Origin of the sequence: Veillonella montpellierensis (assembly GCF_947090115.1) — a bacterium.
In the GTDB taxonomy this organism is placed as follows: domain Bacteria; phylum Bacillota; class Negativicutes; order Veillonellales; family Veillonellaceae; genus Veillonella; species Veillonella montpellierensis.
The window spans coordinates 90,902-116,817 of sequence record NZ_CAMUMS010000009.1; the positions used below are offsets into that span (position 1 = coordinate 90,902).

The 25,916-nt window shown below is 38.3% G+C and carries 16 protein-coding genes and 1 pseudogene; 16 read left to right on the plus strand and 1 reads right to left on the minus strand.

Annotated elements, in window-relative coordinates; genetic code table 11:
• The first annotated feature begins 92 nt into the window (after positions 1-92).
• Complete coding sequence (gene uvrC / locus P6940_RS06085) at positions 93-1,934, plus strand: excinuclease ABC subunit UvrC (RefSeq protein ID WP_038152392.1); 1,842 nt, start codon at positions 93-95, stop codon at positions 1,932-1,934.
• Between the two features lie 423 nt (positions 1,935-2,357).
• Here the strand turns inward: uvrC and P6940_RS06090 are convergent, their stop codons facing one another.
• Positions 2,358-3,728: an MATE family efflux transporter gene (locus P6940_RS06090; RefSeq protein ID WP_038152389.1), complete on the minus strand. Its 1,371-nt coding sequence runs from the start codon at positions 3,726-3,728 to the stop codon at positions 2,358-2,360.
• Between the two features lie 390 nt (positions 3,729-4,118).
• Between P6940_RS06090 and P6940_RS06095 the strand changes: the two genes are divergently transcribed.
• The 15 genes and pseudogenes from P6940_RS06095 to P6940_RS06165 all read left to right on the plus strand — a co-directional run.
• Positions 4,119-4,913: an ADP-ribosylglycohydrolase family protein gene (locus P6940_RS06095; protein ID WP_038152385.1), complete on the plus strand. Its 795-nt coding sequence runs from the start codon at positions 4,119-4,121 to the stop codon at positions 4,911-4,913.
• A 300-nt stretch (positions 4,914-5,213) separates the two neighbouring features.
• Complete coding sequence (locus P6940_RS06100; protein ID WP_277293483.1) at positions 5,214-5,876, plus strand: TerC family protein; 663 nt, start codon at positions 5,214-5,216, stop codon at positions 5,874-5,876.
• 177 nt (positions 5,877-6,053) lie between these two features.
• On the plus strand, positions 6,054-6,734 hold the full coding sequence (locus P6940_RS06105) for a TerC family protein (protein ID WP_038152379.1): 681 nt from the start codon (positions 6,054-6,056) through the stop codon (positions 6,732-6,734).
• A gap of 4 nt (positions 6,735-6,738) precedes the next feature.
• The gene (rlmD, locus tag P6940_RS06110) at positions 6,739-8,178 is read left to right on the plus strand and encodes a 23S rRNA (uracil(1939)-C(5))-methyltransferase RlmD (RefSeq protein WP_277293484.1); all 1,440 of its coding nucleotides are present in this window, start codon (positions 6,739-6,741) and stop codon (positions 8,176-8,178) included.
• Positions 8,179-8,207: 29 nt separating this feature from the next.
• A complete protein-coding gene (locus tag P6940_RS06115; RefSeq protein WP_277293485.1) occupies positions 8,208-10,235 on the plus strand; it encodes an HsdM family class I SAM-dependent methyltransferase in 2,028 nt (675 codons plus the stop codon).
• Positions 10,228-11,442 carry a restriction endonuclease subunit S gene (locus P6940_RS06120; protein WP_277293486.1) on the plus strand — a complete coding sequence of 405 codons (1,215 nt, stop codon included), beginning with the start codon at positions 10,228-10,230 and terminating at the stop codon, positions 11,440-11,442. The genes P6940_RS06115 and P6940_RS06120 overlap by 8 nt, the downstream gene beginning before the upstream one ends.
• Positions 11,443-11,684: 242 nt before the next feature.
• Positions 11,685-11,903: pseudogene (locus P6940_RS06125) on the plus strand (type I restriction enzyme endonuclease domain-containing protein); the annotation flags it as partial.
• A gap of 12 nt (positions 11,904-11,915) precedes the next feature.
• On the plus strand, positions 11,916-13,982 hold the full coding sequence (locus P6940_RS06130; protein ID WP_277293487.1) for a DUF262 and DUF1524 domain-containing protein: 2,067 nt from the start codon (positions 11,916-11,918) through the stop codon (positions 13,980-13,982).
• Between the two features lie 175 nt (positions 13,983-14,157).
• Complete coding sequence (locus P6940_RS06135) at positions 14,158-14,373, plus strand: hypothetical protein (protein ID WP_277293488.1); 216 nt, start codon at positions 14,158-14,160, stop codon at positions 14,371-14,373.
• A gap of 269 nt (positions 14,374-14,642) precedes the next feature.
• On the plus strand, positions 14,643-15,248 hold the full coding sequence (locus P6940_RS06140; RefSeq protein ID WP_277293489.1) for a hypothetical protein: 606 nt from the start codon (positions 14,643-14,645) through the stop codon (positions 15,246-15,248).
• 302 nt (positions 15,249-15,550) lie between these two features.
• Positions 15,551-15,679, plus strand: a complete 129-nt coding sequence (locus P6940_RS06145; protein WP_277293490.1) for a hypothetical protein — start codon at positions 15,551-15,553, stop codon at positions 15,677-15,679.
• A 334-nt stretch (positions 15,680-16,013) separates the two neighbouring features.
• Complete coding sequence (locus P6940_RS06150; RefSeq protein WP_038152345.1) at positions 16,014-16,205, plus strand: hypothetical protein; 192 nt, start codon at positions 16,014-16,016, stop codon at positions 16,203-16,205.
• A gap of 95 nt (positions 16,206-16,300) precedes the next feature.
• The gene (locus P6940_RS06155) at positions 16,301-16,984 is read left to right on the plus strand and encodes a DNA alkylation repair protein (protein ID WP_277293491.1); all 684 of its coding nucleotides are present in this window, start codon (positions 16,301-16,303) and stop codon (positions 16,982-16,984) included.
• A gap of 400 nt (positions 16,985-17,384) precedes the next feature.
• The gene (locus P6940_RS06160) at positions 17,385-17,933 is read left to right on the plus strand and encodes a metallophosphoesterase (protein WP_277293492.1); all 549 of its coding nucleotides are present in this window, start codon (positions 17,385-17,387) and stop codon (positions 17,931-17,933) included.
• Between the two features lie 323 nt (positions 17,934-18,256).
• On the plus strand, positions 18,257-25,916 hold a 7,660-nt coding region (locus P6940_RS06165), incomplete at its 3' end, for a hypothetical protein (protein WP_277293493.1).

The following is a 25,916-nucleotide window of genomic DNA, read 5'->3' on the forward strand; positions in this document are numbered from 1 at the left end:
AGTACTATCTATAGGGCATGTTGCCTTGCATCAATCGATAGGCATACCTGTTATTAGACAGTAGCCGTAGCTTTCATGAAAGGAGGGAAGCGATGATAACGAATGAATTATTAGAAAAGGTACGTCATTTACCGACAACGCCGGGAGTGTATTTATGGCATGATGCGTATAAGCGCATTATATATGTGGGAAAAGCGATTAATATACGCAATCGTGTACGTTCCTATATTCGGCAAGATAGTAATCGCTCTCCTAAAGTGGCAGCTATGATGAAGCATGCTGTGGATGTGGAAATTATACAAACAAAAACAGAGATGGAAGCATTAATTTTAGAATGTACCTTAATTAAAGAACATCAGCCTAAATATAATATTATGCTGCGAGACGATAAGACCTATCCGTATATAAAAGTCACGGTAGAGGAAGAATTTCCTCGTGTGTTTATGACACGGCAGATGAAGCGGGATGGGGCTAAATATTTTGGCCCCTTTACAGATGTTACCGCCGTACATCAAACATTAAAAATCATTCATCAAACGTTTCCCATTCGCACCTGTAAATCGATGCAAGTAGATAGACCTTGTTTGCAGTACCATATGGGATATTGTAAGGCTCCCTGTGCAAAGTATGTTACGGCTGATACGTATAGAACCTATATTGATCAAATCATACAACTCTTTGAAGGAAAATCAATTTCTTTAGTAGATGATATACGAAAAAAGATGGAACAGGCTGCAGAAGAATTAGATTTTGAAACAGCCGCTGTATATAGAAATCAGTGGCAAAGAATTCAAAAAATACAAGAGAAACAAAGAATGGTTACACAACGCGGTGATATGGATGTGCTAGGAATCGCTTCTGATGATCATTTAGTATGCGTACAGTTATTTTTTATACGGGCTGGACGCGTATTGGGTAGACAAAATTATTTTACTCATACGAATGGCGATAGTGAAGAAGTGATTATGACAGAATTCATTAAACAATATTACGGGGCGTCTACATTTATTCCGAAAGAATTATTATTACCTATGATGAGTTCTGAACAAGCGTTATTGAGTGAATGGTTTTCTCATAGAAAAGGGCAACAAGTAGAAGTATCAGTACCGCAACGAGGCTATAAAAAAGATGTATTGCAAATGGCAGCGGCGAATGCGCAGTCATTTTTACAGGAAAGAAGGCGACAGTGGCAACATCAGATTGATAAAACGGAAGGCGCTGTAAAACGGTTAGCACAAGTGCTAGATTTACCGCGTTTGCCAGAGCGGATGGAGTGCTTTGATATTTCTCATACGCAGGGAGCTGAAACGGTGGCCTCTATGGTAGTATTTGAAGGGGGCAAACCAGCGAAGAAAGAATATCGGCGATTTAAACTGAAAACGGTACAAGGAAAACCAGATGATTTTAAGTCGATGGCAGAAATTATGGAACGCAGATATGGCAATGAGGTGGATTGGCCCAAACCAGATTTAATTATCATTGATGGAGGTAAAGGACAATTACATGCATCCATATCATTAATTCGTCAAGTCGGCATTACCGATGTACCAGTTATTTCACTGGCTAAGCGCATTGAAGAAGTCTTTGTAGAAGGACAATCAGAAAGTATCATCTTATCACATCATTCTCCTGAATTACAGCTGTTACAACAAATACGAGATGAAGCGCATCGATTTGCTATCACCTATCATAGAAAATTGCGAGGTAAGAGAAATTTAGTTTCTGTGTTAGACCATATTGAGGGAATTGGACCAAAACGTCGGAAAGGATTGCATAAGGCGTTTCCTACCTTGCAAGCTATGCGAGAAGCTAGTGTAGAAGAATTGGCACAGGCAGAAGGAATGAATAAGGCTAGTGCGGAAAAAGTATATCAGTTCTTTCGCTTATCAAAAGTGGATAAACAAGACGTGTTAGCTACAAATGCTAAGACATGACGGCTATAGACGGATAGGTTTTACATACTTACTATCACAGTAATATGATGTATGACCGTAGTATGAGCATGTACCTATTTTCCATGTGGCAAGTTCTAAGTCACATACTACATGACCACCGTATGATGCAATTAGTATTATCATTGCATCATACAGTGGTCTTTTATATATCTGCATTAATAGAGAAATGAAAGTGTCGCTAACGGAGTAATCTTGTCTCATAAAAATATGTAATTTATATATATCTGGCACTAATAGAGGATGAAAGGGCGACTAGGTCATTGACTAGAAAAATGGCAATAAGTGACATAAAAATCACCTATCCCAGTATACTAGCGGTGTATGAGTCGTAGTATACAAATTAGATAGGTGATTATAAAATCTACAGTATTGTAAGAGTATAATTTTGGGGTATAGAAACGATTATTGTACTCTGTTTTTATGAGATAGAGGGGAAATCTTGTGTTGAATATAGTAGGTACGGAACGTGAATAAAACACCTGCTATGATGACACTGCTCAATAGACCTACCCAAATACCATAGGGACCAAATGATGGAGTGCGACTAAGAAAATAAGCAATTGGTAAGCCTACTCCATAATAGGAGAAAATGGCAATATAGGAAATGATTTTCACATCTTTATAGCCTCGTAAAATGCCTTGTAATGGGGTGCCGAATGCATCGATGACGGCAAAGAATACGGCATAACTTAAGAAACTAATGATTAATGTGGCTACGGTACTATCATTGGTAAACATATGGGCGATACTTTCCATATGGGTAAATGTATAAGAACATATAGCGATGGCAATGACAATGGCTAATCCACGAGCTACATAGGAGTAGTGCAAGGCGTCTTTAGGCCGATTGGCGCCTAATTCAAAGGCAACGGCAATCGTAGAAGCCATGCTAATACTTAAAGGAAAACAGTAAAATAAATTAGTAAATCCTAACGCAGCTTGATGAGCAGCAACATAATTAGTGCCAAAATGAACCATGAGGAGACCAGCAATAGAAAAAATACTTACTTCCATGAAAATAGATATGCCGATGGGGATACCCATTTTTAATTGTTCTCGAATATAGGTCCATTGTGGTGAGCTCCAGTGTGTGAAAATTTTATAATGGCGAAAGGCTTTATTGTATGTAAGAATAGCGCAGTAGATAAGAAAATTAAGCCATACGGAAAGAGCGGTTGCAAAACCGGCACCCATTCCGCCTAGTGCAGGTAACCCAAATCGACCGGCAATAAAAATATAGTTAAATATGATATTAATAATACAAGTGAATACAGTGACATACATAGAGTAGTGTGTGTATCCATGAGAATCTACCGTGTTTCTAAGAACACATACCCATAGCAAAGGAAGAATAGCAATCGCGATACCACCTAAATATTTTAGAGCGACCACATAGGCATCATATTCCATATGTAAAAAGGTTAGAAAATTATCCATACATAAGCCACAAACAAGCAATAGGAAAATTCCCATAGCAGTAGCTACATATAAACCGTGCTGAATAATCGTGCGCATAGATTGTAACTTATTAGCTCCTAATAGATGAGATATAATAGGAGTAATCCCTAAGAGAATTCCCATGCACCCTGTATAAATAGAAATCCAAATATTATAGCCAATGGATACACCGGCTAAATCAGCTGTACTATATTGACCACTTAAAAATAAAGCTACGAAAGATCCAGCCAATAAGGAAAACTGTGTAATCGCCATAGGCGTAAATAGTTTTAAAAACTGAATGATCTTTTGTAGATACGTATAGGTTTGTTTCATATATAAGTATTTTGTATAGTCTATGGCTATACAGTCCTTTCTAATAGATTGATAATAGAAAAACAAGAAAAGGACTTAGTTGTCACATTGTTACATAGAAATGATGACAATAGTAAGTCCTTACAATACATATTATTGTAACAAAAAATAATTATTTCTGCAATGAATTGATATGCTGATACAGTGTCTTTCTCTGTAGTAGTCAAACATGTATGACACATGTTACTATCAATACATATGGCATATGGAGAAGTATTCTAGTAAGTTCAATGATGCATTGAAAGTAAGAATTATATAGTATCGTTTTAGTATTTACATAGTATAGTAGTTTTTATATAATAGTATTTACATATTTTTCATATACTAGTTACATGTTAAGGAGGGGATACTATGATTGGTGCAATTATTGGTGATATTGTGGGGTCACGTTTTGAATGGCACAATATCAAAACGAAAGAATTTGATTTTTTTGGTAAACGATGTCGATTTACTGATGATACAGTGATGACCTTAGCTGTCTGTGACGCATTAATGGCTTGTGAAAACTATGATGAATTATCATCGTATGCCATTAAGAGCATGCAAGAACTTGGTAACGCATATCCACGTGCAGGTTATGGGAAACGTTTTAAAGCATGGTTAAAAAGTAAAACACCAGAGCCGTATAATAGTTGGGGGAATGGTGCAGCTATGCGTGTCGGTGGATGCGGTTATGTAGGGGAGTCGATAGAAGAAGTAATGGATCTGGCACAGACAGTGACGGCTGTGACGCACGATCATCCAGAAGGCATTAAAGCGGCCAAAGCGGTAGCGGTTGCCGTATTTTTAGCGCGTACGGGCAAGAGTATGGATGAAATATATACATATATTAATGATGCTTATTATCCTATCGATTTTACATTAGATGCGATACGAGATACCTATAAGTTTGATGTTTCTTGTCAAGGCAGTGTACCACAAGCATTCGCAGCCTTTTTTGAATCCAAAAATTTTGAGGATGCCATTCGTAATGCTATTTCTATCGGTGGTGATAGCGATACGATTGCAGCTATTACGGGTAGTATAGCAGAGGCCTATTATGGTGTACCAGATGCTATTAGACAACAAGCAGGTACATTTCTTGATGAACGATTAACTCGTATTTTAACAGCCTTTGAAATTAAATATACTGCTCATAAAAAGTAGAATCGTATAGGTAGCGTATGGCATGGAGATATTTACATCTAACGTAGGTGCTATAAGTATTATATGATAACGTCTTGTCGTATGCAGTCATAGCGCGTTAACGAGTAGCAATGCAGTACCAATAATATATAGGTATGCCTATGGGTATGTTGATGCCCTTATCCGTACAGATAAGGGGATAACTACTGTAGGCATACCATTTTTATATGTGATGCATGATGAATCATGGTATAATAAAATTATCGATGATGTTCGATGTAGGGGAGTGGATACGCCACAGTTATGGATGGAGGATATAACATGGAAATGTTTTCGTTAACCGGGTTATTAGTATTATTGCAAATTTTAATCATTGATATTTTATTGGCCGGCGATAATGCGATTGTTATCGGTATGGCGGCTAAAAATTTACAACCCAAATATCAAAAACGTGCTATTTTTTGGGGCACTGTTGGTGCCATCCTATTGCGCTTGGTAATGGCATTTCTTTTTATAGAAGCAATTAATACGATTCCTGCATTGCGATTGATCGGCGGTGTGTTGTTACTTTGGATAGCCTATAAACTATTATTAGATCAAAACTCAGAACATACAGTACAAGCAAAAGATAGTTTATTAGGAGCTATTACAACGATTATTATTGCTGATGGTATTATGGGTGTTGATAATGTGCTAGGCGTTGTAGGCGCTGCGGATGGACACATGACCTTTGTAGCCATTGGCATGTTGATTACCGTACCTATCATTGTATGGGGTAGTACCTTATTTGTAGATCTTATTGAACGGTACCCTGTTATTTTATATGTAGGTGGCGCTATATTAGCTTGGGTTGGAGCAGGTATGATGTTAGAAGACCCAATTGTAGAAAGCATGCTATCGGCGTATCAAACCATCATTAGCATTGCTTGTGTTATCCTAGTGGTCGGTGCTGCCATCATCACCAATCGTTTGAAAAAAGCATAAATACCTATCTATAGGTGACATAATCGATAGAAGTACATCGCTCATTAGATTGTGCGTATAGTGATACTATGCGTAATGGTATATAATAAATATATACTACATGTGTAACGCTTTCTTTACGAGGCTATGGTAAGTGGATGTTACAGCGACAAGTGGATAGAATAGAGAGGAAAGAGTATGACTGAATTTTTAGAAATCGCCACGTGGTTAGTTATTGGTAAAATCATTATTATTGATATTTTGTTAGCAGGAGATAATGCGGTTGTTATCGGTATGGCTGCTGGAAAATTGCATCCAGATTTACAGAAAAAAGCTATCTTTTGGGGGACCTTTGGTGCCATTGCCTTACGATTGTTGATGGCGACTGTATTAGTAGAAGCCTTACATATTATTCCTGCTCTACATATTATTGGTGGACTCGTACTGTTATGGATTGCTATACAACTGTTAGCAGATAGCGATGAAACCAAAGATATTAAAGCTAGAAATTCGTTGCGTGGTGCTATTATCACAATTGTTATGGCTGATGCGATGATGAGTATTGATAATGTGTTAGCCGTTGTGGCGGCGGCACAAGGGCATTTAGAACTTGTTATTGTAGGTATGTTGATTACCGTACCCATCATTATTTTTAGTTCCGCTTTATTTGCTAAGATTATTAATCGGTTCCCAATTATTCTGTATGCCGGTGGTGCTTTATTAGGTTGGGTGGCAGGCGAAATGATTATAGAAGATGCTTTGTTACAACCCTACATTATGGGGTATGAAATATGGATTAAGGTGCTTTGCATCATTATAGTATTACTACTCGCTTCTATTGTTAAGTATAAAAATAGAATTGGTGAAAGTCATGACTAAGCATATGAAAGTACGTAAAAAAACAAAAAAAAGTAAATCTACATGTACAAGCACTGGGGCGGTGAATTACTTGCCAGCTCCAGTGCTTGTTGGCCATACCTATATCGTATCTGTTCATGGCATGGGGACTAGTGGTGAAGGAGTAGGTAGAATTGATAACTTTACTATATTTATACCGTTTGCCTTACCACATGAAGTGGTGGAATGCCAAATTCAAGTGGTGAAAAAGAACTATGCCACGGCGAGGTTAATTCGTGTCATAGAACCTAGTAAAGAACGAGTAGAGCCTATGTGTGACATATATGGCAATTGTGGGGGCTGTCAATTGCAACATATTTCCTATCATGGCCAATTAGACTTGAAGACACAAAAAGTAAAGGATATGGTGGAACGTATGGGACATATGTGTCCTGACGTAGTGCAACCTACATTGGGACCTACTAGCCCATGGCATTATCGGAATAAAATGCAAATGCCTGTAGGCGGTACAATCGATGCAATTCGTATGGGATTCTATGCAACGGGCTCACACGATATCGTGCAAGGTACGTCGTGTCATATTCAAAGAGAAGAAAATAATCAGATTGCACAGGTTTGCTATGATATTGCATGTCAATTAGAGATAGAACCGTATAATGAAACTACGGGAACAGGTGTTTTGCGACATATTGTTGGACGTATTGGTCATGATGCATGGATGATTATACTAGTAACGGCTACTAGCACATTGCCTCAAGCAGATACATGGGTATCGATGATTCGGAAGCGATTGCCAAAGGTTACATCGATTGTGCAGAACTATAATCCTAAACGGACAAATGTGATTATGGGGCCCACAAACACCTTATTATATGGCAATGAAACCATTGAGGATACTATCGATAATTTAACATTTACCTTGTCACCTCATTCGTTCTTTCAAGTGAATCCAGAACAAACACGCGTCCTATATCAAACAGCCTTAGAATTGGCGGACTTAACTGGTAATGAAACGGTTATCGATGCGTACTGTGGAACGGGAACGATATCGTTACTATTGGCTAAACAGGCAAAGCGTGTTATTGGTATTGAAATTGTAGAGCCAGCCATTATTGATGCGAGAGCAAATGCCAAGGCGAATGGCTTTTCTAACTGTGAATTTATTGTTGGTGATGCGGCAGATGTAATGCCACAACTGTATAAAAAAGGCGTTCGCCCAGATGTGATTGTCTTTGACCCCATTCGGGCAGGCTGTAAAGAACCAGTCTTGCTAGCAGCCGTAGCCATGCAGCCTAGTAGATTGGTATATGTGTCCTGTAATCCTGCGTCTATGGTGCGTGATATAGCGATTTTAAAAGAATACGGCTATGTAACAAAACTCATTCAACCAGTGGATATGTTCCCTATGACGAGTCATGTAGAGTGTGTTTGCCTAATGTCTAAGTGTAGTGACGAGACAGATTGAATGTACAGGATGGATATAAGGAGGTAATTATGGCAAGTATTGAAGAAAAAGTTGAAGAATATTATAAAGCACAGCTTGATACATTGAATATTAGACATTATGGTAAGACCGAAGAAATAAATCCTTCTATTACTAAAGCACTAAAAGAGGCAGACAGTAAGTCTGGTGGCTCTGGTAATAATTATCCCGATATACAATTGCTTTTACAAAATAGAACACGTCGTGATATTCCAGTGATGATTGAAGCCAAAGGGACTAAAAATAAACTTGAAAAGCTTACTAAAGATGGCGATATTGAGCTTATAAGTAAAGGGAAAAATCCTCATAGTGTGGTACAGCAATATGCTGTAAATGGTGCTTTACATTATGGACTGGCGATTCTTGATGAGGGCACTTATAACGAAGTTATCATAATCGGCATTAATGGCTGGGAACTAAAAGATGGGAGGCTTGCAAATCCTGAGCTTAAAGCTTATTATGTCTCTCAAAAGAACGGTAAAGTGCCTAAAGAAATTCTTAATTTTGAATTTTCCCAAATGAAAAGTGAAAATATAGATTCTTTATATAACTTGTTGGATAGGCTCTTACTTACTGATAAAGAGCTTGAAAAACTGAAACGCGATAAAGAAGAGTTGCTGGAACAAAGCATTAAAAACATTCATCAAAGAATTTATGATGATGCGACGATTAAAAATTTACTTTCTACCAATGATAAACTTTATTTCTTCTGTGGTTTGATTATGGTAGGACTTACGACAGAAGGTGTAAAATCGCTTGAGGTGACTGATTTTCATAGTAATGACGATGAGTTTGAGAATGATGGTAAAAAAATCCTTGATCGTACTAATTCATTCTTACGAAAAAAGCAATGCCCAAGCGATAAGATTGAGATGGTTAATAATTACTTAAAGCCTGTATTTAAAAAGCAGGATCTTTGGAAGCCTGTGAATGGCGAAAGTGTAATTAAATCCGTCTACAAACAGGTGAAAGAAGAGATCTTACCACTACTTGAAAGTCACATTCATTTAGATTTTACAGGTAAAATTCTAAACTCACTCAATGACTGGGTTTCGATTGATAACGACAAAAAAAACGATGTCGTTTTAACTCCGCGTTTTGTCACAAACTTAATGGCACGAATTACCAGAACCAATAAAGACTCGTTCGTATGGGATACCTGTATGGGTTCTTCTGGATTTCTTGTATCTGCTATGGAACTAATGATTGATGATGCAAAGAACACTATCAAAGATAATACGGCGTTAGACTGTAAGATTCAAAATATTAAGCAAAATCAACTGTTAGGTATTGAGATTCTTGGAAATATTTATATTTTAGCCGTGCTGAATATGATTCTTATGGGGGATGGTTCCTCACAAATTATTTGTGGTGACTCACATAAGGAAGCACCTGATTTCATGAAATCGCATAACTTTCCAGCGAACGTATTCTTATTAAATCCGCCTTACTCTGCACCGGGTAAAGGCCTTAACTTTGTAGACGAAGCCTTATCAAAAATGGAAACAGGTTACGGTGCTGTTTTAATTCAAGAAAATGCAGGTAGCGGTCAAGGTGATGTGTATGCTAAACGAATATTAGAAAAAAATACATTGCTTACAAGTATCCATATGCCGACCGATTTATTTAACGGTAAGTCTTCTGTGCAAACCGCTATCTATTTATTTCAGGTAAATCGTCCACATGAAGCAGATGACATAGTGACGTTCATTGATTTTAGTGAAGATGGGTATGCAAGACAAAATCGCAAAAAGTCAACACAAAAAGTGAATTTGCGAAATGTTGACCATGCTCTAGAGAGATACGACGAAATTGTGGCGATTTGCCTTGGTAAAAGGGCAAAAACTGATTATTATACCGAAGCAAATGAACTTGTAATAAAAGATACCATTACACTTAATGGTGATGATTGGACATTTAATCAGCATAAAAAGATTGATACGACACCTACGGAAGAAGATTTCAAGAAAACAGTAGCCGATTATTTAGCGTGGAAAGTGAGTGCCATACTAAAAGGTGAGGTGAAGTGGGATGAATAAGGAGTTTAGAATTGGTGATTTGTTTGACATTCATCCAACAAAGGCATATAAACTGAAAAATTATGATTTATTTGCAACTCAAGGTGTTACTCCTGTTTTGTCTAATTCTTCTTCTGATAATGGCATTGGTGGCTATTGTGGACTTGAACCAACGGAAGAAGGAAAGATAATTACATTTTCTGATACCACAACAGGTGCAGATACGATGTTCTATCAAGCAAAACCTTTTATTGGTTATCCTCATGTTCAAGGGATGTACCCACATAATTATGAAGTTTGGAATGAAAAAAGGTATTTATATGTGATTTCATCCATTAGAAAAGCATCTGGTACTGGATGGAGTTATGCTGTCAAATTTAATCGAGCTTTAGTGCGTGAATTGATGGTAGAACTCCCGGTCATCGAGCATTCCGACCCTAATCACGAATACACGGTAGATGATATTGACTGGCAGTATATGGAAGATCGCATCAAGGAGCTGGAGGAAGATCGCATCAAGGAGCTGGAGGCTTATCTAAAAGTAACTAACCTTGATGATTATGAACTGACAGATGAAGACAAGAAAGTACTCTCTCTCTCTAGAAAATCGGCACGTAATGAAAACGGATCTTTGGAAACTAATTGTGAAAATGGGACGCTAAGGTTTAAGAAATTTGTAGTTAGTAGCATTTTTAAACGTGTGTTTGCAAAGTGTAAAAAAGATAATTTTAATAAGCGAAAAGATACGTCAACTGTTTTTAATCAGGAATTTTGTGTTCCATTAGTTAATGCCAAGTTAGGTGATAACGGGATTATGTTTTATGGTCGTAAATCTGAATGGAATACGCAAGAAATGTGCATTGATGTTATTCAGAATGGTGCAGTTGCAACAGGAAAAGTCTATGCACAACCTCATTCAGTAGCTGTTTTATGGGATGCATATTTAATAAAACCTATTAAAGATGTTTGTTCGGAGGAAATACTTTTGTATTTGACAAAATGTATTGAAAAAATCACGAGAGAGCAGTTTTCTTATGATAAAAAAGCAACATGGGAACGAGTAAAGACATGTGAAATCACTCTCCCCGTCACTGCCGATGGCGAACCTGATTTTGATTATATGGAACGCTACATTCGAGCTATTGAAAAGCTAACGATTGCCGATGTAGTTAAGTATAAAGACAAAGTGATTAGTACAACAAAAAAAATAGTAAATAGCCAATCATAAGTATTTTGGGGATAGCTGCTCCTATCGTTAAAAGAGGTTCCTATATCCATGCCGTGCATTAGATATATTACTGGGGAGCTCCATACATGTGGAGTGTGTGGCATTGATGAGAAAAATCTACAGTAAGCGGTAAATAAAAATTAAATGGCTTTTATAAGAATGATGCATTAATTGCTCTGACAAGAGAACTTACAGAAATGCTTCGTAAGAATTGCACTATCGATTGGTAGAAGAAAGAAACTGCTAGAGCGCAGATGCGTAAGATGGTTAAGCGACTCCTTAAGAAATATAAGTATCCGCTGGGAGACTATGATTTTGCAATAAGCACAGTAATTAGTCAGCGTGAGCTTTGGACGGATAATGTGGAATCACGAAAAGAGGAAAAACTCTATGCATATGTATTTGAAATAGAACTAAGCAAAGTAGCAGAAGATACGGTTTCTTATGGAGAAAAGAAGTAATGGAGGTGCGATATGGATGCACGTAAAGGCAATATTTATGAGATATTGAACGGAAATAAGCAATTCTTGATTCCTGTGTATCAGAGATTCTACAGCTGGGATATAGATCAGTGTAAACGACTTTGGAACGATATTGTAGAAATGCAGAGAAAAGGTAAAGTGGGCCATTTTGTAGGTTCGATTGTTAATATTGCTGAACAGGCAATGCCAACAGGTGTTCAGAAATATATGATTATTGACGGCCAACAGCGAATGACTACCTTAACACTGCTTCTTCTAGCTTTACGCGATTATGCAATCAAGAATCCGAATGACACAACAATCAATGCTCGTCGTATAGATAATATGCTTCTAAAAAACGAGTATGAAAGTGGTGATGAACGATATAAGTTACTGCTGACTGAAATAGATAGAGATATTCTTATAAGCCTTGTTGAGGAAAAGCCAATTGCAGAAGGCACTAGATCAAGATTGATTGAAAATTACAGCTTTTTTGCTAGCAAGTTGGCTGATAAAGAAATTCAGCTTGCAGAGGTATATGAGTCAATTGGAAAATTACAAATTGTTAATATCACATTAGATCGTGCTGTTGACGATGCACAGGCAATTTTTGAAAGTTTGAACTCCACCGGTAAGGAACTTTCTGCATCTGATTTGATTCGTAACTATGTTTTGATGGGATTAGATCCATCGGAACAAACCTATGTGTATGAACATTTTTGGCGACCTATGGAACAGTTGTTTATGTATGAGACACAAGGAACAGTAATGGATGGGTTCTTCCGTCACTACTTGACTATGAAACTTTCTCGTATTCCAAAGCAAGGACGTGTATATGAAGAATTTAAATTGTATCATTTAAATTGTGAATTTGGAACTATCAGAGAATTATGTCAAGATTTGCTTGAATATGCAAAATATTATACAAACATTGTATTCAAGCGAAATATTGACACGGATTTAAAGAAGTTGTATGAGGACATTATCGATTTAAGAATGGAAGTATCTTACCCGTTCTTGCTGAAAATTCATCATGATTGCGTAGAAGAACTAATTTCATCAGATGAACTGAAGAAAATTTTGAAGCTTTGCATTAGCTATGTTCTGAGACGTGCAATTTGTGAGATTCCGACCAACTCAATGAACAAAACATTTGTAACACTGAAGAATTATATTAGACCAGATGATTATATGAATTCTGTTAAGGCATTTTTCGTGATGCAGGATACATATAAAGAATTTCCGGATAACGATAAGTTTGAAAGCGCATTTACAAGCCGTGATATTTATAATATGCGTGCTAGAAATTATATTCTTAGTCGTTTGGAAAATTTTGAAAATAAAGCGCCAATTGTAATAGAAAATTATACGATTGAGCATATTATGCCGCAGAACAAACATCTTCCGTTAGAGTGGCAAGCTGATCTTGGCGCCGAGTGGCAGAAGGTTCAGAAAAAGTATTTACATACAATTGGCAATCTTACTTTGACTGCATATAATTCTGAAATGAGTGACAGGCCTTTCTTGGAAAAGATGGATATGCCGGGTGGTTTCAAAGAAAGTGCACTTAGACTTAATAAATATGTGGTCTTGCAAAATACGTGGAATGAAAAACATATCCAAGAGAGAGCAAACGAATTAGCAAAGAAAGCAGAAGTTATCTGGCCATATCCAACTTTAACAGTTGCGGAACTTGTGCCCTATCAAGTAGAAGAAAAAATAGTGCAGAAATATTCCTTAAAAACATATGATGTGAATGCTTTTACAAGAATGCTGTTCGAGTCGTTAGATAAGCGCATTATGAACTTATCTCCAGCGGTAAAGAAGGAATACAAAAAGTTGTATGTTGCCTATAAACTGGACACCAATTTTGTTGATATTGTTTTTCAGAAACAAAGATTGCGCATCTCGATTAATATGAAGTTTTCAGAGATTAATGATCCTAACGGTATTTGTAAGGATATTACCGGTTTAGGACGTTGGGGAAATGGCGATGTAGAATTGTTTATGGAGCATCAGGATGAACTAGATCAAATCATGGAAATTGTGAAACAATCCTTTGATGCACAGGCAGAATAAAGTTTGCAATAGTAAATGAGGTCTCCTATTTGAAGAGAAAAAAAGAAGAAATTAGTGTATAGTCGATAGACAGAAATGCTTATTGGTACGATTATGAAACACAGTATGTATGATATAAAAATGAACTATGAAAATATAGATGTATGAACTGTGAAAATATGGATGCAGAGATCCTTTGCGATGGGAGGCGCGAGCGTGCTTACAAGAAGAATGGAATCAGAGTCGTCATAATAGTAGCATTCATTTACATGGGCATATTCAACCTGATGGACACTATAATGAAGAAAATCGTGCTAACGATATACTTCGATATTATGTAGGCGTAGATGCAAATCATTATTATCCCGTATCGCTTAGATACATTCAGCAGTATTTCGCAGATGCTATTTGAATACGTGAAAAAGGTGGCGTTTAGTATAGGTAGGTTGCAAACAATCTATGTATCGATACCTTCTTAAACGTCCATCGACGGTATGCAAGTAGATATAATAACATAGCATAAAAAGTGTTGGGGTTTCCATCATCTAATGAATATATAGCAGAGTACTTTTTACGTACATCATTAGGAGCCTGTGTCACAAATGTTTGACTACTACAGACTAAAAATGGCTCTGGTGATGCTGAATGGGTTGACAAAGTGGATGTGGAGGATAAAAAATAATGTTTTTAGATGATATAAAAATAATTAAAAATCGGCCTATGCTAGTTATGGAACAAGTCGAGGAATATATAGAAGAATTCATAGATATCATATATGGAGTGAGATTAAAAAAAACGCACCATGTATTTAATGAATTATTATTCAAAATTAAAGTCAGAATACCTAATGATAAACAAATCATTTATAATTTTTACGGCGATAAAGAGTGTGCGTTAAAGTGCAATAAGATCATTATACATGAAATCATATGGAACAAAATTAAAGATATTGAAAAATTAAGAAATAATTCAGAGATAAGAAAGAATATAAGGATACATGGATTCAATAAAGAAATCCCTACAATAGATAGTAAATTTTATGAAATATCAAATATAGATATGTTTTGTGCAAGGGAACTGGATAATACTATTTTTAATATGATAGAGAATAACAATAGATCTGATAATCAAGTATATATAGAACTTTGTAAGTACTGTATAAATGGTTACATTGAAAAAGGAGGTTGGATTTCTGGAAGAAAATTCTCCTCATTACACGAAATTATTAGTGTTTTACTAACTAAAGAAATAAATGTAAAAGAAATAGAAGCAGTCGAAGTAGGTTAATTGTAATATGAAATTGAATGCTAAAATAGATTGTGAGTTTAAGCGTTTTTGTAAGGCTACCCACTAAAAATTTATTCCACAGTGTGTTTATATAGTGTCAGGCATTTATAGTGATATAGTGAAGTTGTAACAGTTCTCTCTCATTCGTTACACTATGAATAAGAGAGGTGTCAGTTACACATTTTACAACAAACTAATTTTATGAGGCTTATTGTATGCAAATGCTCACGATAAATATGCTCAAGCTCAAATTATAGCCTATTATTCAGCATTAAGAGTATAATAATAAACACTATGATGGGATGGAAGAAAATTATGTAGAAGGTGGACTAGCTAATGCATTGATTGCAGCTGGAGGAGCAACATTAGAAGACACAAAAATGGGTATGAACTATACGCTAAATAAAAGTCTTAATAGTTTTACGAAATAATTATCTATTTGCTAATATGGATATACTGATTTTGAAAAGATGGGACAAGGAGCAGACAGAGATTTAAAAAAGAATATCAAAGACATGATTCATCACGACTCATAATGAAGAGACCGACTTTAGAAAGATATCCGATGTTTCTGAGGGTCAATTTTTATTTCTATTAAATGCTATATCCAAAATGAAAAATACAGAAATGGGGTTTTGCGTTGTAGAAGTTCATAATGGTTCAACTCTTTTACTGATGGGGTTGGTAATTTTGAATTTATATCTAAATTTTCAAGAAAATGACAAGAGTAAACTATTTGCCAATGAAGAATTTGGTTACTAGCAAGTGACAGTTGAAAGACCACTTAGACAAAAAGTGAGTGTAAATAAAGAGATAATCTCAAAGTTTGAAGAAATCTTAAAAAAACTTGGAGTTATTGAAGGTAAATTTGATAAAAAGAAAGTGAAAGAATTTGCTGACCTTGGAGCAAAAAACACCAAGGAGTCAAAAATGAATTGTCAGATAAAGATAAGATGATAAGCTATCTAGAAATATTAAAAGACTTACAAAGTGATGAAGACTATCTATCTTATACAATCCATGGTAAGCGATAAATAGAAATCGAATGGAGCGTGACAGAAGTGAATATCAAAGAAGAATTATTGGCATTGCAGGATAGTTCATACGCTGATTTTCAGGCAAAATTGGTCCCAAATATTCCGAGAAACCTATTTATAGGGGTTAGAGTTCCAGAGGCTAGAAAGCTTGCTAAAAGAATTGTAGGGGATCCAGAAACATCAAAATTTCTTAAGGATTTACCACATACATACTATGATGAAAATATGCTTCACGGACTCCTAATTTCTGGAATAAAAGACTATGATACCTGTATTGATGCGGTTGATGAATTTTTGCCTTATGTAGATAATTGGGCTGTTTGCGATAGTATGTCTCCTAAGATATTCAAGAAGAATACAACAGCACTGTTGGAAAAAATTAAAGAATGGTCTAAATCGGAAAAGGAATATACTATCCGCTTTGGAATTGAGATGTTAATGTCTTACTTTCTTGATGATGATTGTAAACCTGCCTATTTGGAAATATCCCTTTCTGTTAAGAGTGAGGAATATTACGTTCGGATGATGATCGCCTGGTTTTTTGCAACGGCCTTGGCGAAAGAGTGGGATGCGACTATACAATATTTTGAAGAACAGCGCTTAGATACATGGATTCATAATAAGGCAATACAGAAAGCACGTGAAAGTAAGCGCATTACAACGAAACAAAAAGAATATATAAAGTCACTTAAACGATGACGAATTCCCGTTGATAGGAAGCTTTGACTTGCATCTATTAGCGCATATTTTTGTAGCTTTCGCCATACTAGGCCTATTATAACTCACTTTTGCAGTATGCGGACCATTTAGCCTTACACATGCCGAAATTGTTGTGTGTTAAGAAAATAGAAAATTTAAGTCGTGATAGTCAAGCCCGATGAACCATGGGAAAGTGAAATAGAGAAATAATATTATATATGATATTGTTAGCCAAAGAAGACAGTCAGTATGTACCGTATCAAAATGAACGTATGAAACATATACATAGCGTTGATCCTTTGCGATGTAGTTTCGAACGTGGTTACAAGAAGCTCGGAATATGAAATCAGATTTAAAAATATGTTATAGATAGATGTATGGGGGAAGTGGTGTTATAACTATGGAAATATATTTTACCAGTGATTTACATTTAGGGCATCGAGGTGTTATACAATTTCAAAATAGGCCCTTTCAGGATGTGGAATCGATGAATCGAGAAATCATTCACAATTTTAATTCGGTAGTGCATGCAAATGACATGTTATACATATTGGGTGATGTGACCCATCGCATACCAGAATCAGAGGCGAATGTGTTAATTGGGAAAATAAAAGGTCGTAAAATTTTGATTCGTGGTAATCATGATGTGGAGAATGATACGAGCTTGTTTGAAGATATTTGTGATTATCGAGAATTGAATCATGAAAAATTAAAATATGTCCTTATGCATTATCCTTTGATGGAATGGAATCGAAGTCGTCATAATAGTAGCATTCATTTGCATGGACATATTCATTCTGACGGACGATATAATGAGGAAAATCGTGCAAACGGTATACTTCGGTATGATGTAGGCGTAGATGCAAATCATTACTACCCCGTATCGCTTAGATACATTCAGCAGTATTTTAGAGATGCCATTCGCATACGTAAAACAGGTGGCGTTTAGTATTAGGTAGGTTAGAGGTAGGATATGTATTGATACTTTCTTAGAGGCCATCAACGATATGCACGTAGCTATACTAGGGTGGCACAAACAGTATCCTCTGTTATCCATCCTATGAATCGATAGAAAATCCTTACTACATCCATATTACGGGTCTGTATCAGAACTGTTTGACAACTAAGAAAAAATCGCATAAAAATAGTATGAATACAATTGAAAATCATTAGATGATTACGATATAATAATAAAATAGATATTTTAAAATTGGAATTATCTAATACAGATATGTATTGTAAATAAACAACAGATAGTAGTATGGAGGTTGTATGAAATCGAGTCAAATTTTCTTGGAATGTGAACGTTTTTTAAAACGGGCATTAAAGGATAAAGGACGGTATAGCAAAGGGGCGGTAATTGCCTTCTTGATTACGGGGAGTATTGGGGTCAGTGTGCCTACCATGGTACAAGCGGTCATCCCACCTTCATTGCTAGGATTGGCGTTTGAACAAGCTGGACTGGCACCTGGCGCCACATATGGCGATACAACGAAGAAAAAGACAGAAACCATATTGAGTAAGACGCCAGCCGAATTAAAGCTTACGCTAGGACAATTGTATGCTCTATTCTATCATGAGCCATTAGCAACGAAAACGACATATTTTTCAGGTAGCAATGCACAAGGTGAGTTAGCAGTCAATCGAGGATACGTTACCTATCAGGAAAGTAATATTACTGGTGGTGAGGATACGATTATACGAGGAGCTGGGGCGATTGCATTAGGGGGGAACTCTAAAGCAATTGGTGTTGGAGCTATTGCACTAGGTCAATACGCAGATTCAGCGTCTAAAGCAATAGGTTGGGATAATCAACTTCGTAAGTTTGTGTATGCACCAGATACGCATGATAATGTTGCCATTGGGTTTAAATCTACCTCTAAATCTAATTTTTCTGTAGCCCTAGGGGCCCGCTCTGGTGCGAATGAAGACGGTAGTAATGCAATCGGATTTAATACACAGGCAACGGGAAAATCCTCCTTGGCAATTGGCTATAACACCTTTGCCAATACCAAGTTTGGACCACGTAACAACTTGATTTCGACAATCGAAGGAATGAGTAGTCGTTTAAACGCGAATACTCTTGATACTTTTTCTAAATTATCTGCAGAACAAGAAAACAAGAGACAACTTGAACACGATTTATTTACTGCTACACAGAAGGGTGATACGAAGAAAGTAGAACAATTAACAGGCGCCATTAACGTATCGAATGCAAGAATCGGCTCCTACCAACAAGCATTGGTATATTCGCCAGACTATGCGGCTCTAGTAGGCGATGCAAATTCTGCTGCAGGTGAACAGGGCGGCGATCATATATTAGCAAAGGCCTTACGAGAACAGGGCGGTGTATCCAAATTATTGGATAAAAAACTCAATCAAGCCTATGTGGCAGACTCTACACACAATGCATTAAATTTAGACGTGGCGAAAGATATCATACAAAATCCGAATGTGGCAGATAATTTTATTGAAAATGTGGCGAAAGAGGGCGACAATGCCATCGCTATTGGTAACTACACATCGGCCAGTGGGAATGCCAGTGTTGCACAGGGTGTAGGTGCCTTTACCAAAGGTGATGCTAGCATTGCCTTAGGATCTCTTGCGCATACTACGGAAAAAGCGGCTCAATCGGTGGCGATTGGTACAGGGGCGCAAGCGTTCAATAAAAACTCCCTTGCGTTAGGCACATTGTCTAGTACGTATGGAAAGAATAATATCGCTGTAGGTAACCGAGCGGCGGTGTTAGGAGATAACTCCTCCGGTATTGGTGTAGACACGCTCGTATTATCTGAAAATAGCGTAGCCTTAGGTAATAAAAGTAGAGTAGAGCAAAATGCGAATCGTTCCATCGCTATCGGCGATAGTTCAAACGTAGAAGAAGGCGCAGAAGATAGTGTTTCGTTGGGAAGTACGGCGCGAGTAGGCACTGGTGCGAAACGAGCGATAGCGATTGGTGCTCAATCACAAACCTTGGCACAGGGCAGTGTTGGTATCGGTACCAATGTACAAGTGGATCAGAATTCGTTTCACACTGTTGCTATGGGGAATGGTATTACAACGCATTCTAAAAATTCCGTTGCCGTTGGTCAATACTCCACGATTGGTTCTGCTTCAGAAAATGCGATTACCATCGGTAATACGTCGCATGTACAAGGGAAAGATTCAATTGCCATCGGAACGAAATCGAAAGCTTATGGCGAGGATAACGTGGTCATGGGGAACGGTGCAAGTTCTGGTAGCGTAGCCCATGGGGCGTATCAAATGGTGGACCGAGCAGTGGTAATTGGTAAAGGGGCCCATGCAGATCGCGATAATAATGTGGTCCTTGGCTATGGGTCGACCGATTATTACCGTGGATTAGCACCTAAATTGAAAGTGGGCGTTGACCCTTATGATCCTATACTAGAACCTAAAAATTTATATGAATACGATGCACATGGCGCCGTCATATTAGAGGAACAAGATGGCATTAAGGTGCCAGCGTACTTACCAAAAGGCTCAAGACTTAATGACAAGTTAAAAGAATTAAATGATTTAAATCGTGGCATTGTATCTGTTGGTGGCGAAGAAGTTACCAGTGATGTAGATGGGGTTAAACGAACAATACATACCCTTCGCCGCATTACGAATGTAGCTCCTGGTGCGTTAGATAATGATGTGGTTACCGTAGCACAATTGCGCGATTGGAAGTCTTACGATGCTCATTTCTTGTCGGTGGATAATAATCGCAAGGAAAACGGCGGTAAAAACAAGACCGATGAAAATACGAAGATGAAGGCGGGCTACGCAGAAAATGGCATAGATATTGAAGACCGCTCTTCTAACTATAATAATGATCAAGCAAGTGGCAAGTGGGCAATGGCATTAGGTCCTTTTGCAAAAGCGATAGGAGAAACGGCTGTTGGCGTAGGTTATGGCGCAGGTGCATATGGTAATGATAGCATTAGCATTGGTAGCGCTTCATATACGGGCAATGCGAACGCGGTGGCAATCGGCACGCAGGCAAGAACAGCTAAAACGGCAAAAGATGCTGTATCCGTCGGATTTCGTAGCAATGCGTTAAAGGAGGGATCCGTTGCTGTTGGTCGCCTTGCTACTGCTAACAGTAGTAGTTCCGTTGTTATCGGTGATGGCGCTGTAGCAAAAGCAGATGACAATGATAAGGCTACTACCTGGAATGGAACATGGTCAGGTAATAATGCGGTGGCGATTGGTGCAGGAGCACTAGCAAAACGAGATCAAGATGTAGCAATTGGTAAAAGTGCAACGGCCAAAGGTGGCGATGCGATAGCATTTGGCTCTGGTGCGAACACATTGGGAGAAAATTCTATCGCCATTGGATCTGGTGCAAAGGTCGAAGACAATAGTACGAATCCAAGTGATTTAAAAATTCGCGCTAATAGTATTGCTATCGGACGATATGCTTATACGAATCAAAAAGAAGCGATTGCCATGGGTACTAACACAAAAGTTAATGCTAAAGAAAGTGTTGCTATCGGTACAGGTGCAGAAATAAAAAATGGTGCCGCTCATAGTGTTGCTATCGGTCAAGGCAGTACGATCAACAATAGCCAAGGAACGGCTATTGGTAAAGGTGCAACGGTATCCACTAACGATGGGGTTGCTCTTGGTTCAGCTGCGATAGCTAGTACTCCTGCAGGTGTACGTGCATGGGATCCGGCAACGAAGCGACGCAATAATTATCAAGGAATAACGAATGGGGCCGCAGCAATTTCTGGATTGGGTGCAGTATCTGTGGGCAGTGGAAATTCTACACGACAGATTACGAATGTAGCTGGCGGTACGCAAGATACAGATGCGGTAAATGTAGCACAGGTAAAAGCGATTAATTTGAAAATTGCTGGTAATACTACGGATAAGAAGAAAGCGGATGTACGATTATTTGACCAAACACTAACTGTGAAAGGTGACGGTACATATATCACTACAAACGCAGAAAATAATACGATTTCTGTAGGATTAACACAAAATACGATCGATAAAATTAATGCGGCAACAGTACATTTCTTGTCAACAAATGGAAGTGAAGGCTCTAATCAGGTAGTTCATGGTATAGCAACTAGCTCGAACTATCATAATGAGGGTGCTGTGGGGAGTAATTCTGTAGCGATTGGTGGTTACGCACGAAGTGTAGGCAATAATACGGTTGCTATTGGTTATCAAGCTGGTACGGGGGCTATTAATTCCGTTGCTATTGGCAATAATTCCTATGCCAGTGGTACTAGTTCGATTGCCATCGGTGATGGCACATCAGTAGGAATAAATGATGGCGTTGCTCTTGGAAGTCAATCGGTAGCAAATACGGAAAAAGGTGTTGTCGGATGGGATCCTGCAAAAGGTAGAACAAATACCTATAGTCCTGTCACAGCGGGCGGTATTGCCTCTACTTCGGGCTTAGGAGCTGTGTCGGTAGGAGCGAAAGGTAAAACACGTCAAATTACGAATGTATCTGCTGGTACAGAAGATACAGATGCAGTGAACGTGGCTCAATTGAAAGGACTAAACCTTAAGATTGAAGGGGATGGAAAAACTTCCGGTGATTTACTAGTTCATAGAGATGCGTTAAAAATAACAGGAGAATCTGGTTATGTTGTAACTAGTGCGAATGGTAATGCCCTTTCTGTAGGTTTAACAGATACTGTGAAAAATACACTTAGTAATGTATTTACACCGACTTTCAAAGGCGATAATAATGGCGTAGTTACGCCAACTAAAGCAAGTCCACAAGTGGCGATAGTAGGTAGTGCAGTTAATGAAAAATGGGGGGCTGGTGCTGGTCGATTTGAAACAAATAATATTGGCACCTTTGCAAGAGATGATGCAGCTCATGGTAAACAAATATTGCTTGGCCTCAAATCAGATTTAAAATCTAGAAGCTTTAACACTTATAAATATAATGGTGATACTGCAACTGATGAGGCAGGTCCGTCTATTTCTTATGCCAACATTGATATGAATAATAAGCCGATTACGAATCTGAAGGCCGGGGTAAACGGTAGCGATGCAGTTAATAAATCGCAGCTAGATGCTATTACATGGAATTTGGGGGCTAAAGACTCTAGCGACACTATACATAGTGTGACGCCAAGCACAACCAATAAACGCGTTGATCTTGTAGGGGCTGATGGAATTTCTGTTACTGCTAAGGGTAGTACAGTAACGATTAGTGGTAAAGAAATTATTAATACCATTCCCGTAGTGTATACTGATGCTAGTGGTAATCGTGTGTATAAACATACAGATGGCAAATTTTATACAAATGAACATCCACAGACTGGTGTAGATAAACCAGTTACTGATGTACGGACACGCCTTGTAGATGGAGCGGGAAGTACGACCTCGTCTATGGCGACGGCTCCTACATTATCGAATGTAGGATCGAGTATCAATAAAGTACCAGCTTCTAGTGGCGGCAATGCTACCTATACAGATAAACTAAAAGAGGCGGCAAAAATAGCTCCAACTGGTGTGGTCAATGTATATGATTTGAACATGACTGCCAAAGATTTAAAAGAAAACTTAGGTTGGAATGTTACGTCCGATGTGGATGGTGGCACACGTGTTACGGATACACAAGCTACTGTTGAGCGTGTTACTAATGATAATACGGTAACCTTTAAAGCTGGTAAAAATCTTGCCATTAAGCAAGATGGAAAAAACTTTACCTACAGTTTGCATGATGAAGTTACAGACTTATCAAAGGTAGAAGTTAAACAAGGAGATACGACTACTACGATTACGCCAGGTAAAGTTGATGCAGCTGGTGTAGTTGTAGGTCATCAATCCGTTACCCCTAGTGCCAATGGCACCACACCAGCACAGGGAGCAAAGGAAACCCCTGGTAACTTTGTCACAGGATTAGATAACAAAGACTGGAATGTAACAAGTCCAACCTTTGTATCAGGTCGTGCCGTCACAGAAGATCAGTTGAAAACGATATCCGCTGAAATTGCAAACAAATCTAGTACAGACTATCGACTTGTGGCAAATCCGAATAACAATACAGATGGTAGCTATGCGGTAAATGATGACAATACAGTTAAGTTGATTGTAAAAAATCCTGCCGATACGGATGCATCGCATGCACAAACGGTAACCATAGCAGGGGTAGCAAAAGCTTCGGATGTAACTACCATACAAGGACAAGTGGCACATACCATTGCTCTTGGTGCCGATAGCAATCAGAGTACAACGGCACAATCGCTAAAAGATGGGAATGTTAAGTTCAACATCAAAGGCGATGATACGTACATCACCACTTCGGCGAAAGGCACTGATGTCACCTTGAAATTCGATGACAGTGCCTTGGCAAAACAAGCCGATCAATGGGGTCTTGCGGTTAAAAATGGAGAGACGTATACCAAGGTAGAAGCACAAGCAACAGGTGTAGATGGTGAAACGAAACGCATTGCCATCGAAGGCAGTGATGGGGTGAGTGTAACGCAAAAGCAAGGTGTTATCACCATTAGCGCACCGAAAGGAACTGATACGAATACGGTAACCACCGTAGCGTCGGGCGATACAAATCTTGTTACCGTTAGCGATACAGAAACTAATGGTAATCATGCGTACACGGTGAATGTGAACAAACAAGGCGTTGTTGATGGAGCACAATTACCAGTTGTCTATACAAATAAAGAAGGCCATAAACTACACATTGGTGCAGATGGTAAATTCTATACAGATAAAAACGTAGAAGTACCGAAAGACCAAGTGGAAACGCGGATTCAAGCGGCGGATACATCGAGAACCGATGGGAAGACCATCTTGAATAACGTAGGATCGGCCATTGCTGGCACTACGATTGAGGGGAATGCGAAACCAACATTCCTAGACCGCTTGAAGGAAGCTGCGAAAAAGAACAATCACCCTACCGCAGCGGTGAACGTATCTGATCTTAAACAGGCTGCTGATGACAGCATTACGCAAGCCGTAACGCAAGCTACACAAAAAGGACTTGTATTCAATGCCAATGTTGGTGAGCCTAAGACCAACCAACTAGGGTCTACCGTTACCATTCAAGGTACGGCAGATATACCAGATAATGCCTCTGCGGAAGACAAACAGTACGATGGTAAAAACGTACTCACCTCGATTGAGCAAGGCGCTGATGGGAATACGACAGTAACGGTGAAACTTAATAAAGACTTAACATCGAAATCTGTTACCACCACTACCTTGACCGTAAAAGGCGAAGCTGGCAAATCAGGTACACCAGGTAAAGATCCTGAAATCATCGTCGGTGAAAAAGGTGAAAAAGGTTCCGATGGTACCATCGGCGTACATGGTAAAGATGGGTCATCGGTAACGATTCATGGTGCAGATGGATCCATTGGTCTTGCAGGCAAAAATGGTGCTAACGGCCTTACCATAAAAGGCGATAAGGGTGTAAATGGCGTAGATGGCAAAGATGGCATGACACGCATCATTTACGAAACACAAGAAGTAGACCCTCAGCATCCAGATACAAAGAAACCGGTCAAACATGAAGTAGCCACTATGGATGATGGCATGAAATATGCTGGTGACGATGCTACTGGTACTACGAATGTGATCACAAAGAAACTCAATAGTACGTTGAAGATCATTGGTGGTGCTACTAAAGATACCTTAACGGACAAGAACATTGGTGTGAATCATGTAGATGGTGCACTCAAGGTACAATTAGCGTCTAACTTACAAGGTATTACATCGATTGCAGGTAAAGGCGGTACAGATAATTTAACTATCTCCAATGGAGGTACGACACTCACCATTACGAGTGGTACAAAAACTGTAGGAGACGGTGGAAAAGAAGAAACCAAACCGGGTACTATCTCTGTTGGTGGCGCTACCATTACGGATGTTGCTAATGGGACAGGCGATCATGATGCAGTCAACCTATCCCAATTGACAGCAGTAGCGTCAA

What these genes read in the sequence shown, in the direction of transcription:
- uvrC (WP_038152392.1), top strand. Translation starts at nt 93, where the DNA reads ATGATAACGAATGAATTATTAGAAAAGGTACGTCATTTACCGACAACG.
- P6940_RS06090 (WP_038152389.1), bottom strand. Translation starts at nt 3,728, where the DNA reads ATGAAACAAACCTATACGTATCTACAAAAGATCATTCAGTTTTTAAAA.
- P6940_RS06095 (WP_038152385.1), top strand. Translation starts at nt 4,119, where the DNA reads ATGATTGGTGCAATTATTGGTGATATTGTGGGGTCACGTTTTGAATGG.
- P6940_RS06100 (WP_277293483.1), top strand. Translation starts at nt 5,214, where the DNA reads ATGGAAATGTTTTCGTTAACCGGGTTATTAGTATTATTGCAAATTTTA.
- P6940_RS06105 (WP_038152379.1), top strand. Translation starts at nt 6,054, where the DNA reads ATGACTGAATTTTTAGAAATCGCCACGTGGTTAGTTATTGGTAAAATC.
- rlmD (WP_277293484.1), top strand. Translation starts at nt 6,739, where the DNA reads ATGAAAGTACGTAAAAAAACAAAAAAAAGTAAATCTACATGTACAAGC.
- P6940_RS06115 (WP_277293485.1), top strand. Translation starts at nt 8,208, where the DNA reads ATGGCAAGTATTGAAGAAAAAGTTGAAGAATATTATAAAGCACAGCTT.
- P6940_RS06120 (WP_277293486.1), top strand. Translation starts at nt 10,228, where the DNA reads ATGAATAAGGAGTTTAGAATTGGTGATTTGTTTGACATTCATCCAACA.
- P6940_RS06130 (WP_277293487.1), top strand. Translation starts at nt 11,916, where the DNA reads ATGGATGCACGTAAAGGCAATATTTATGAGATATTGAACGGAAATAAG.
- P6940_RS06140 (WP_277293489.1), top strand. Translation starts at nt 14,643, where the DNA reads ATGTTTTTAGATGATATAAAAATAATTAAAAATCGGCCTATGCTAGTT.
- P6940_RS06145 (WP_277293490.1), top strand. Translation starts at nt 15,551, where the DNA reads ATGGAAGAAAATTATGTAGAAGGTGGACTAGCTAATGCATTGATTGCA.
- P6940_RS06160 (WP_277293492.1), top strand. Translation starts at nt 17,385, where the DNA reads ATGGAAATATATTTTACCAGTGATTTACATTTAGGGCATCGAGGTGTT.